Origin of the sequence: Hydrogenobaculum sp., from assembly GCF_049967395.1 — a bacterium.
Classification (GTDB): domain Bacteria; phylum Aquificota; class Aquificia; order Aquificales; family Aquificaceae; genus Hydrogenobaculum.
In genome coordinates this window covers 1-10967 of sequence record NZ_JBMFST010000048.1, presented here as the reverse complement: position 1 = coordinate 10967, position 10967 = coordinate 1, and the positions used below count along the sequence as shown (strand labels likewise).

Here is a 10967-nt window from a genome sequence, read left to right as displayed (position 1 = left end):
CTGTTAAATCTACCCAGTCTTACCTTGTTGCTGAGGATAATGGGCAACAAAAAGAAGATTCTGAAGATAACTCAAACGACTCTTCAGATTCAAACGATGATTAAATGAGGTACAATCTCGTTTCCACCTCCCCCTTCCTTCCCTCCTCCGTATATATGCCTGCAGGTTTATCCTGCGGGCAAATAAATAAAAAGTTAATTTAGAGGTGAGTACCGATGAGCCATAAATCTTGGCAGACTTGTGAACCGTGGCAGACTTGTGAACCGTGGCAGACTTGTAGAGTTTTGTTGGATGTAAGGATAGATAAGAAAGATTTTGATAAAGAAAAGGCCATGAGTATATTTTGTTGCGAAGAATATATTTATATTCCTTTTGATGAGATTGTTGATAAACCGGATTTGGAAAATACTTTAGATAAATCAAAGGAATATTTTGTAGTTTGCAACAGTGGAAACAAAAGTAAATATGTGGTAGATATGCTAAAAAACCTTGGTTTTAAAGCTTTTAATATAGAGGGTGGGCTAAAAACTTTAGAGTCAACTCTTTTTTCTAAATAAACTACCCACAGTCAAAGCTTGGACAACTTTAACTATATCCTCTTCTTTTGTATTTGGATTTTCTAAGAAAGCTTCTAGGTCTTTGTAGTGTATCTCTCTTCTTGATATTCTATCTAGAATCCATTTTAGATCTTTGTCCTCTTACCTCCTATATCAAGTGATATATCAAAAAAATATATAACGGTGTGCAAAAAACAATAACATTTGTTTATGATATTATAAGCTAAATTTTTTTCATAAAGTTTGCTATTTTATATTTTTTTCAAAAATATGAGTTAAAATATTTGTATGGATATCTTGGAAAGAGATAAAGCTATATTAAAATCGTGGTTAGGTAGAAAAAAAGGGGAGAACGTCTCTTTAGAGAACTTTAGAAACCTTGTATTGGCGCTTTTAGTAAGACCAAAGACTTCGGATTATAGGGAGGCTATAGTTTATATAGCAAAGGATATAGGTATTAAAGATGCAGATACGATAAGCACAGAGGAGTTAGAAGATATATTGTTTAGGAATAAAGACCTTATGCTGACGGCAAAACCAAAGCACATACCTATAAAAGATTTCTTTTGGCTTGCCATGGGCGGTATCGTAATATCTGTGGCGGTGTCTTTTTGGACTTTTACTATAGGGACTTTGAGTAGGCCTGTAAATCATGTTGCCTGGGCTTTGGCTAGCCTTGTTGTAAGTATAATAGGACTTGTGCTTGTTTATATAGGTTTTAAGAAGCTTCCAAAATATAAAAGGTCAAAAGATGAAGTAGAGGTAAAGAGCGTGGATGATCTTGTTTACGCTTTTGTAAGGATATATGAAATAAAACATCCTTGATGAAAAAGCTAGTTTTTTTCATACTTTTTAGTTTTTTATCTGTAAACATTGGCTTTTCTCAAAATTTTTCAAAGGAATTAAGCCTTTTCTTAAAAGCGTTAAAACTCGTTAAAAAAGACCCGTCAAAAGCAAAAACCCTAATAAAAGAAGTGATATCTTACAACGACCCTATTACAAAAAGCGATGCCTTGGTGGTATATGCCTATCTTTCAAAAGATTCTAACAACCTTAAAAATATACTTGATAAAGTAGACACTCATCGCCTTACAAGAGGTTTTGTTTATGAGTATTATAGGCTTTTAGCAAGAGTGGATAAAAGTATTATGTCCCAAAAGCCATGCTTTTTCCAAGACAAGAAGAATGAACTCATGGGAAATGAGCTTGCTATAAAAAATGCTCTTAAAGGTGGATGTTATTACTTTGCATATGTCATATCCCAAAACAGTAATTCAAAGTATGCTATTATGGCAAGGTTTTATCACTATCTTTTTACAAACGATTTTAACAGGGCAAATGAAGAGCTTTCAAAGTTAAAGCCTTATTCTAATTATCAGCGTTTACAAGATTTTTACGAAAACTATATTTACAGAGATCTATTTTTCAAAGATGAGCCAAGAGCCCTCATAGATTATGCAAAATATGTCCCAGATAGCTTTTACAAATACTTCTATGAAGGGATATCTTACTTTGAAATTGGAGACTACAAAGACGCTTCTGTATCTTTTGAGAAAGCCTCTTATTACGATAAAACAGGTGCTTCTTACTACTGGCTTTATAAAAGCACTAAAAACAAAAAATATTTAGAAAAAGCTTCAAATTACGACAGCTTTTACGGGACCCTAGCAAAGTTAAAGCTTCATAAACCTATATACGCAAAATTTTTAAGATGTCCTTCTTATAAGCCTGATAGAAAGGTAAAAGAGTTTAAAGAGATTATGGATTATGGGTTTAACAGCTATCTTTACAGCTATTACAAAGATAAATCTTTTACAAAAAAAGAAATGTGCGAAATATTTCATATAAATCCAAACTTTTTTATGATAAAAAACCGTGATTGGAACGCCTACCCTTTAGTGTTTTTGAAATATATACCAAAAGATACCGTTAGCCCAAACCTCGTTTTATCTATCATAAGAAAGGAGAGCTTTTACAACCCTATAGCAAGGACTTATTGGGCTTTTCCAGATAAGAAATCTACTACCGTTGGACTTATGCAGGTAAAAGATACCACTGGCATGTTTGTAGCAAAAAGGTTTAACCTTCCTTTTGTAGATGATATGAAAAACCCAAAATACTCTATACTTTACGGTAGTTATTACCTTTATTACGTTTACAGTCTTTGGAATAAAAACCTTGTAAAGGCAGTAGCATCTTACAACGCAGGGCCCGGGAACGTTTCAAAGTATAAGGATTTTAACGATTGGCTTTTGTTTGTAGAACACATACCAAACACCATAAATAGGCACTATGTAAAAAAAGTATTAAACTTTTATTGGCATTACAAGTATGCCCTTGCAAGATGATTATCTTCTCATAAATTTGCTTAGTTGCTGCTGTATAATCCTTCCAAAAGCCATTGGTAAGTTGTTTATGGAGCTTACTATAAGCGTATTTTTGCCAAAAATCTCCCTTATAGATTCCCCAGCTTTTCCTACGCTTATAGCCACTATAGGTATCTCTAATTTTAACAAGTTTACGTAAGAGCTTAACTCTTCTTTCTTCATACCTTTTGTAGGTTCTCCGTCTGAAAACAGCACAAAGACACCTCTTTTATGGGTTTTTCTTTGAAAATCATCTATATGTCTTCTTTCTTCTTCAATGGCAAGACCTAGATTTGTGCTTTTTTGAGGTGATATATTTAATATGTCAGCTATAATTTGCTTGTAAGGGGTTTTAAAATCTTTTAATATAAAATACTCTTCGTTGAAAAGGCTTATAGAAAAATCAAGTTTTAAATCGCTTAAAACCTCGCTTATAAGTATTAGGCTTTTAATAGCGTTTATAAGCTTATCTTCCTTTCTCATACTTGAAGATATATCCAATAAGAACGAGAAAAATACAGGTATCTCGTTTCCAGCTATCCTTCTTTGGAAAATACGACCACTTTTTGATGCTATCTCGGTGGCTAAAGCATTGGTGTTTATGTGCTTTCCAGTGTGATATTTTCCTTCAAATAAACTGTCTTCTGTTGGAAAAAGCTTTGATATGTTTCTTTTTAAAATCTCAGAAACTACTATAACAGAATTTCTTATTTCGTTGTAAGCTTTGGTTTGGTCTTTTCCAAGAGAAGAGGATCCATTGCCATCGTTGTTTTTGGAATCAGAGCGTCCAGATTTTGAAGAACTCCCAGAAGCCATACTCTCTTCCCAAGGTTTTATGATAAAGCTTAGGAATCCTCTATGCTCTATCTCCGCTTCCAATACTTTAGGTAAAAACTCCCTAAAAAATAGAGCATCTTGCTCTATCATTTCCATTCTTACTATTTGCCTTGCGTAAGCCACCATCCAATCTGGTATTTGTTTTAATATGGCCTTTGATTTATCTATGATGACTTTGTCTATGAGATTTGCTTTTTTTAAGCTTTCAAAAAACGATACATGCTCTGTGTTTAGTTTTCCTACTATGTCTGTAGTGATTCTACCAGAATGCTTGTCTAACTCCTTTAATATTAGTTCTATTAATCTGATATCTTGAGATAACTCTACAAGTTGTCTATACCTTGGCCATATGGATTCCATTAAGATGTTGTAGGCTTCTGGTATGTCTTTTAAAGCTTCGTCAAAGCTATGCCTTGTATCGTTTGCGTGCTTTTTTATATCGCTTGGTATATCAAACTGCTCTTGATAAAAGCTTTTATACATGTAAGCAAGATATAGATGGTGTGGATATTTTGGCTTTATGCGGTTTAACCTTTCGTTAAATCTTTTTTTCTCAAAAGCCCCAAAACCAACCTCTTTGTCAAGCCTTATGTTTTCAAACACAGCGTAAAGGCATACGAACGAAGTAGGATCATACCCTGCTCTAAATACCTCTCTTTGACCGTTTCTAAAGTTAAAAAGGTTTGTACTAAGTATATATCTTATTTCATGGCCTATATCTGATATGGCTTGCTCTTGGGAAGCTCTTAAAAACTCTGAAGCGTTGTATACAACACCTGCTGGTATCCTTATTATCTGAGGTATGTCTTCTATCTCTCCCTTTGCCCACATATCCACCATGGATACATATTTTGGATCGTATCCACAGCCCCAACCCTCTTGAGAGTGCTTAATCTCTACGTCGTATTCTCTTTCTAATATAGAATCTAATTGGTCAAACTTGTTCATTTTCTACAGGGTTTTGTTTGTTGAAGCAGTGTAAAGATGGTCTCTGCAAATATTGATAAAGAATTTTTGTCTTTTATTTCTTTGGAGCTCATGTATTTATCAAGTGTTTCTTCCAACGCTTTCAAAAGCTTAAAACGCTGACAATCATCTTTTAAGTTTGGTAAATTTACTAAAAGACAGTTTTTGAAGCCATCTATGTTTTGGCACAAAATATAGTCTAAGTTGCCGTTTGCCTTGGAGCTCATAATAATGATGTTTATATTTTTTGCAAAGTTCATCTTTAAGTCTATCAAGGACTTATCAAAAGGGTTGGACTTTAAATCATCGAAGAACACTTCTAAACAAGACACAAGCATTGAACAAGAATCCTTCATAGATACACTCCAAAACTTAATGTAGTTTATATAAGATAAGCTATTTTAATAAAAAAATCAAGTTTAACTTTTACTTTCTTTTAGGTTTTTGGCAAATTCTACAATAGCTTCACTTTTACTTTCTTTTAGGCTTTTAGCAAACTCTATAATAGCTTCTATTGTGTTTTGTGATAGCGATGCAAGTTTGTAACTTTGCTCTAAGGCTTTTTCTATGTCTTTATTTATATAGTAATCATAAGCCATTTTACCTATATCGTGAAATTCTTTATGGGCTTGCTCTATCTTAACAAAAGCCTCATAAGCTTTTTCACCATATTTTGATTTTATTTCTTCCTTGTTTTGAGCGTAATACCACTTACCTAAGGCGCATTGTGTATGGTCTGCTGGCTTCCAGTCTGATTTACCGGTGAGCACCAAAAATAGGTTGTGCATATAATTTGCGTGGTCTACCACTTTCTTTATGGTTTCTACGAACAGGTCTTTGTCTTCTATTTCGTAGACGGTATTCCATACCTCTATGGAATTTTTGAACAACTCCTTTGTATATCCTGTTATATTATCTATTATATTCATAAAACCTTCAAAACCTTTTCTAAAGTTAATTACACTTTCAGATATTTGATGTATGGCTTGAGATTGTTCTTCCACTGCTGCCGTTTGTCTATCGAGAAGCTCTGTTACCTCTTTGGCGCTTTGCTTTATCTCTATAAAGTATGAGCTTATCTCTTCGTAAAAAGCTTCCATGCTCTTTATAACGTTGTTTATATTGCTTACTTTGTCTGAAGCATCGTTTGTAGCTTTTAACATATCTGTTAGTGTGGATGCTATCTCTTGAGCGCTTCTTGATGTTCTTTCGGCGAGCTTTTTCACTTCATCTGCCACTACAGCAAATCCTCTTCCCACCTCACCGGCACGGGCTGCTTCTATAGCCGCATTCAATGCCAAGAGGTTTATTTGCTCTGTGATAGAAAGAATAGTGGAAACTATGGATTCTATACCTTTGGATTTTTCGCTTAGTTGATGTATTGACTTGCTGACTTCGCTATATACAAGCTTAGAGCTTTCTACAAGTTCTTTTGAAGATTCTACTTGCTTTGTTTTTTCTTCTATTCTCTGGCTAAGCCTATCTTGTATGGTCTTTGTGTCTAATATAGAGTTTGCTATATCCTTCATGGTGGCGCTAAATTCCTCTTCTGCGTTTGCTATAGCCGATATAGACTCTTTCAACATATCAGATGTGTGTCTTGCTTCTAGGGAAGCTATTTCTATTCTAGCGCAGTCGTAAACTTCTGTGGCTAAATCAGGCATTATGGTTTTGAAGTCTCCTTTTATTTTTTCGTCTTCACATACTCTTACTTCTACCTCTTCTTTTACTTCCTTACCCAAGCTAATCCATATTATGGTACCAAAAAGTATTACATCCAACACTATTAGTCCAAGACCAACAGGCATGGTTTTCACAAATACCCCCGCCAAAGCACTCAAAAACAGCAATACAGCACTTCCTATTAGTACATTGTTTTTGTTCATAAATGCAACCTCCTGTGTTATATATTATAAACTTTTTTTATATTTTTTTCATAGCGATTTTTGGTATATTTTTTATTAGCTCTTTCCAGCCCCATCTGTATAAATCTTTGTAGGTTTTTTCTCCTTTTAAAAGCTCAAAAAACATATAAAGAGCTTTATCTTGAGACAGTCTAAAAGATAGTTCTTGTATGTTGTAAACGATAGAAGCGATTTTACCGGCGTAAACGATATCTTCTAAGATGGTGTTTTTTACAAACTTTTCATACAAAGAATGGGCATCTTTTTTGGCTAACTTGATAGCTCTTGCGCAAAGCCCCCCGCTTAAATATGCGTATCTTATCCCTTCTCCTAAAAGCGGGTCTACTATAGCCCCAGCGTCTCCCGTCAAAAATACCCTATCTCTTCCAAGCCTTAGTTCTTGGGCTTTTGATATAAAAGGTATAAACCAAGATTTTATGCGGTATCTTGACAGATCTATCGGAAATAGCTTATGGTTTTTTGTATAAGCTTTAAAAATGTTTAAAAGGTCTTCTTTTTCGGCGGTGGCTATACCTACATTTACAAACTCCCCTTGCGGAAAATACCAGCCGTATCCTCTTTTTACAACGCCTATATCTATCAATACCTCATCCTCTGGAAAGTCCTTTAAATCTTCTTTTGGTACTCTTACTTCCATCGCTATAAAAAATTTTCTTGAGCTATTTTTACAAGCAATGGATTTTCTTGTGATGGAGTGATAACCATCGGCCCCTACTACATAATCGGCTTCAAAAATGCCTTTGTCGGTGATGACTTTTCTTACAGTTGGTGTTAGCTCTATATCTTTTACTGTGGTTTCTTCTAAAAGCTTTGCTCCTTTTTCTTGGGCTTTTGATACTAAAAAATAATCAAACTCTTCTCTATCTACTATAACAGCACATTCGTCGGTAGATTTTTCTATAAACTTTTCTCCTTTAAACCCAAGAATGCCACCTTTTATTGTGTTTTTTATGTTAAAAGCCGGAAACAAACCTATAGAACGTTTTGATATACAACCAGCGCATAACTTTGGCCTTGGGTATTTGGCTTTTTCAATTACCAAGACTTTGGCACCAGCATCCGCAAGCTCGTAAGATGCCCCTGCACCGGCTGGGCCACCCCCTATTACTATAACGTCGTATCGCTCCATCAATCTTCCTTAGATACCACAAAATCTATTTTTGGAAGGGATTTTGTTTTTATTCTTTTTGCCAAAAGATGTCTTATATAATCTCTTGCGCTTTGAAGTCTTTTTAAAACGGCATCTTCTTTGTCTTTTTCTAAAACGCTTATAGATATAAGCACATTTTTACCATCTTCACTTAAAAGCACGCCGTTTACCGTCACAAACCCCGGTATATTTTCTATATCTTTTACAAGTATATTTGCCACCTCTTTTTCTATGGTCCTTTTTAGCATATCTTTTTGTTTGCTCATTGGGATTCCTCTTCTATTTTAATGTTGTAAGCTTTTATCTTTCTATAAAGATTTGTAAAATCCATACCTATGGCTTGGGCTGTTTGTTTTATGTTGTAGTTGTATTGGGCTAACTTTTTTAGTATAAACTGCTTTTCAAACTCTTGTTTTGCGCTTTTAAAATCTTTAGGTTCTTTATCTTCAGCTTTTATACCAAGAGACTCAGCGTCTATGACATCTTCTTCTACTGTTATACTTAGCCTTTCCATGAGGTTTTTTAATTCTCTAACGTTTCCGGGCCAATTGTATTCTAATAGGACTTCTTTTGCTTCCTCTGTTAACTTCTTAGGTTTTACCTTGTTCTCTTGGCAAAATTTGTCTAAGAAGTATTCCGCTAAGATTATTATATCATAACCTCTTTCTCTTAAAGGTGGGACTTCCAACGTTATAACTGCAAGCCTGTAATAAAGGTCTTCTCTAAAAAGCCCTTGTTCTATAAGTTTTTTTAAGTCTTTGTTGGAAGCGCATATAAACCTTACATCTACATCTATTCTTTGAAGCCCACCTAACCTTTGAAAGCTTTTTGTCTCTATAGCCCTCAGGAGTTTGGCTTGGGCTTTTAGGCTCATATCCCCTATTTCATCTAAAAATATCGTTCCTTCGTTTGCTATCTCAAGTTTTCCGGCTTTTCTTGATAAAGCCCCCGTGAAAGCTCCCTTTTCGTATCCAAAAAGCTCTGATTCTATAAGCTCATCTGGTATAGCGGCACAGTTTATATCCACAAAAGGTTTGTCTTTTCTATGGGACAGCTGATGTATGTTTTTTGCTACAAGTTCTTTACCGGTGCCGTTTTCTCCAAATATTACAATGTTTGCGTTTGATTTTGCCACTTTTTTTATCTCTTCTTTTAACCTTTTTATGGCTGGTGATTCGCCTATTATATCGTCTTTTGACTCTATATTGGTTAGTTTGTTTTTGATATGCTCTTTGTGAGCTTTTTCTAAAACGTTTAAAAGCTTTTCAATGGAAAGAGGTTTTTCTAAAAAGTCAAAAGCCCCCTTTTTTATAGATTGGACGGCAAGCTCAATACCGCCATGCCCTGTTATCATCACGATAGAGGAGTTTGGAGATAGCTCTTTTATAGTGTCTATAAAATCTATACCAGACCCATCTTCTAGCCATATATCAAGAAGTATCACCGGAAAATACTCTTTTGTAAGTATCTTTTTTGCCTCTTCCAAGGACTTTGCCGTTTTTGAGCTTATGTTTTCATCGCTTAGTATATTTGATATAGACTCTCTTATGGAAGCCTCGTCGTCTATTATAAGCACCTTCATTGTTCTATCTCTACTGACTCTATGCTAAAATAAGGTTTTAGCGTATCTACAAACTCCATCAAATCATTAATTTGAAAATCTGTGGTGAGTATTTCAAGTGTCTTTTTGTCATAGGGTCTTGTCCTTGTAAGACCAAGCCTGTTGGGAGCTCCTGTTATGATGGCATCCAATATGAGAAGTTCTCCTTCTTTGGAAAGCTTTATAACCACTTTTAAATCACTTTTTCTCATAGTGCAATATCTTTGCTGGTTTAAACACCTCTAAAATTTTTTCTACCTCTTCTGGATACTCGTTTTGTTTTTCTTGATTTTGAGAGCTTTTGGTTAAATCATCTTTTGGTGGTTCATTTAGTGTTTTTTTTTCAGCGGGTTTTGCGGGCAAATCTAACCCTTCTTTTAAAAGCTCTGAAATGGGCACAAAATCCTTTATCAAAGAAGCTTTTAAAACTGTTATCTCAAGGGCAAGGATTGGGTCTTTTTGATACATGGCGCTAAAGCCTTGATTTACAATATCTTCAAGGTATAAAAACACCTCTAAAGGTTTTGAAAGCATGTTTTTGTAAAACTCTTCTTGGGCTTCTCCTGTAGCAAAGGCTTTTAGTATGTTTTTAAGCTCTTTGTAAACCCCTTCCCAGAAAAGTCTTACGTTGTATCCTTTCTCGTTTATTGTGTTTAACATGTCTATAGTTTTTCTCGTATCTCCTTCTATTAAAAGCTCTAAAAACTTTCTTATAGAGGCTTTGTCCACTGGCCCAAACATAGCTTTTACTGTATCTATGGTTACTTTGTTGTTGCCGTAAGTACTTGCTTGGTCTAACAGACTCGCGGCATCCCTCATAGAATCATCGGATAAATCCGCTATCACATCCAAAGCCTCTTCATCTATTTCAAGGTTTTCCTCGGTGGCGATGCGTTTTAGATATGTCTTTATGTTTTCTTTTGAGGCTTTTGAGAAGATGAGCTTTTGACATCTTGATTGAATGGTGGGAAGTATTTTGTCAAACTCCGTGGTGCAAAGGATAAATATCAAAGACGGGGGCGGTTCTTCTATGGTTTTTAAAAGAGCGTTGAAAGCTTCTTTTGTAAGCATATGAGCTTCGTCTATGATATAGACTTTATATTTACCTTGCATTGGAAGATAGCTAGCCCCTTCTTTTATAGCCCTTATCTCATCTATGCCTCTGTTGGAAGCAGCGTCCATCTCTATCAAATCTACAAATGTGCCTTTTTCTATGGCTTGGCAGTTTTGACAACTGTTGCAAGGTTCTCCTTCTTGAGGGTTTAGGCAGTTTAAGACCTTTGCAAATATTCTTGCGGTGGTAGTTTTGCCGGTGCCTTTGTGTCCTGCAAATATGTAAGCGTGGTGTATCTTGCTGTACAAGAATGCATTTTTAAGTATAGTGGCTGGTATTTCTTGTCCTATAAGCTCTTTAAAGGTTTTTGGTCTATACTTTCTGGCAAAAGGTATATAACTCATCCTATATATTTTATACCAGATTATGTTTTGTTAGGTCTTTTATATTGCCAAATTTTGCTCTTTTTCTAACTCTTTATCTAAAGGCGATGGTTTGTGAAGGTAAAAGCC

The 10967-nt window shown here is 35.0% G+C and carries 11 protein-coding genes; 3 read left to right on the top strand and 8 right to left on the bottom strand.

From position 1 onward, the window contains the following. Nucleotides 1-215 precede the first annotated feature (215 nt). From ACP5S8_RS06860 to ACP5S8_RS06850, 3 genes are all read left to right on the top strand, one after another. Complete coding sequence (locus tag ACP5S8_RS06860; protein ID WP_461876224.1) at nucleotides 216-557, top strand: rhodanese-like domain-containing protein; 342 nt, start codon at nucleotides 216-218, stop codon at nucleotides 555-557. A gap of 288 nt (nucleotides 558-845) precedes the next feature. Continuing rightward, on the top strand, nucleotides 846-1382 hold the full coding sequence (locus ACP5S8_RS06855; protein WP_461876223.1) for a hypothetical protein: 537 nt from the start codon (nucleotides 846-848) through the stop codon (nucleotides 1380-1382). After that, nucleotides 1382-2905 (top strand): transglycosylase SLT domain-containing protein, encoded by a 1524-nt coding sequence (locus ACP5S8_RS06850; RefSeq protein WP_461876221.1) that lies wholly within the window; start codon nucleotides 1382-1384, stop codon nucleotides 2903-2905. Before ACP5S8_RS06855 ends, ACP5S8_RS06850 begins: the two co-directional genes overlap by 1 nt. Here the strand turns inward: ACP5S8_RS06850 and ACP5S8_RS06845 are convergent, their stop codons facing one another. The 8 genes from ACP5S8_RS06845 to dnaX all read right to left on the bottom strand — a co-directional run bounded on the left by ACP5S8_RS06845 (nucleotide 2906) and on the right by dnaX (nucleotide 10859). Next, nucleotides 2906-4708: a VWA domain-containing protein gene (locus ACP5S8_RS06845; protein WP_461876220.1), complete on the bottom strand. Its 1803-nt coding sequence runs from the start codon at nucleotides 4706-4708 to the stop codon at nucleotides 2906-2908. It abuts the gene before it with no gap. Continuing rightward, nucleotides 4705-5082, bottom strand: coding sequence for a hypothetical protein (locus ACP5S8_RS06840; protein ID WP_461876219.1), 378 nt, complete (start codon nucleotides 5080-5082; stop codon nucleotides 4705-4707). The genes ACP5S8_RS06845 and ACP5S8_RS06840 overlap by 4 nt, the downstream gene beginning before the upstream one ends. Nucleotides 5083-5145: 63 nt before the next feature. Continuing rightward, entirely contained in the window at nucleotides 5146-6612 is a 1467-nt protein-coding gene (locus tag ACP5S8_RS06835; RefSeq protein WP_461876217.1) for a methyl-accepting chemotaxis protein, read from the bottom strand. A 37-nt stretch (nucleotides 6613-6649) separates the two neighbouring features. Next, complete coding sequence (locus ACP5S8_RS06830) at nucleotides 6650-7780, bottom strand: geranylgeranyl reductase family protein (RefSeq protein ID WP_461876216.1); 1131 nt, start codon at nucleotides 7778-7780, stop codon at nucleotides 6650-6652. Further along, a complete protein-coding gene (rbfA, locus tag ACP5S8_RS06825; protein WP_461871927.1) occupies nucleotides 7780-8067 on the bottom strand; it encodes a 30S ribosome-binding factor RbfA in 288 nt (95 codons plus the stop codon). The genes ACP5S8_RS06830 and rbfA overlap by 1 nt, the downstream gene beginning before the upstream one ends. Beyond that, nucleotides 8064-9383 (bottom strand): sigma-54-dependent transcriptional regulator, encoded by a 1320-nt coding sequence (locus tag ACP5S8_RS06820; protein ID WP_461871115.1) that lies wholly within the window; start codon nucleotides 9381-9383, stop codon nucleotides 8064-8066. The genes rbfA and ACP5S8_RS06820 overlap by 4 nt, the downstream gene beginning before the upstream one ends. Then, nucleotides 9380-9613 (bottom strand): hypothetical protein, encoded by a 234-nt coding sequence (locus ACP5S8_RS06815; RefSeq protein WP_461871925.1) that lies wholly within the window; start codon nucleotides 9611-9613, stop codon nucleotides 9380-9382. The genes ACP5S8_RS06820 and ACP5S8_RS06815 overlap by 4 nt, the downstream gene beginning before the upstream one ends. Next, a complete protein-coding gene (dnaX, locus tag ACP5S8_RS06810) occupies nucleotides 9600-10859 on the bottom strand; it encodes a DNA polymerase III subunit gamma/tau (RefSeq protein ID WP_461876215.1) in 1260 nt (419 codons plus the stop codon). The genes ACP5S8_RS06815 and dnaX overlap by 14 nt, the downstream gene beginning before the upstream one ends. Nucleotides 10860-10967 lie beyond the last annotated feature (108 nt).

Coding starts and splice junctions, on each gene's coding strand:
- ACP5S8_RS06845 (WP_461876220.1), bottom strand. CDS start 4,708: ATGAACAAGTTTGACCAATTAGATTCTATATTAGAAAGAGAATACGAC.
- ACP5S8_RS06835 (WP_461876217.1), bottom strand. CDS start 6,612: ATGAACAAAAACAATGTACTAATAGGAAGTGCTGTATTGCTGTTTTTG.
- ACP5S8_RS06820 (WP_461871115.1), bottom strand. CDS start 9,383: ATGAAGGTGCTTATAATAGACGACGAGGCTTCCATAAGAGAGTCTATA.
- ACP5S8_RS06815 (WP_461871925.1), bottom strand. CDS start 9,613: ATGAGAAAAAGTGATTTAAAAGTGGTTATAAAGCTTTCCAAAGAAGGA.
- ACP5S8_RS06840 (WP_461876219.1), bottom strand. CDS start 5,082: ATGAAGGATTCTTGTTCAATGCTTGTGTCTTGTTTAGAAGTGTTCTTC.
- dnaX (WP_461876215.1), bottom strand. CDS start 10,859: ATGAGTTATATACCTTTTGCCAGAAAGTATAGACCAAAAACCTTTAAA.
- ACP5S8_RS06860 (WP_461876224.1), top strand. CDS start 216: ATGAGCCATAAATCTTGGCAGACTTGTGAACCGTGGCAGACTTGTGAA.
- rbfA (WP_461871927.1), bottom strand. CDS start 8,067: ATGAGCAAACAAAAAGATATGCTAAAAAGGACCATAGAAAAAGAGGTG.
- ACP5S8_RS06850 (WP_461876221.1), top strand. CDS start 1,382: ATGAAAAAGCTAGTTTTTTTCATACTTTTTAGTTTTTTATCTGTAAAC.
- ACP5S8_RS06855 (WP_461876223.1), top strand. CDS start 846: ATGGATATCTTGGAAAGAGATAAAGCTATATTAAAATCGTGGTTAGGT.
- ACP5S8_RS06830 (WP_461876216.1), bottom strand. CDS start 7,780: ATGGAGCGATACGACGTTATAGTAATAGGGGGTGGCCCAGCCGGTGCA.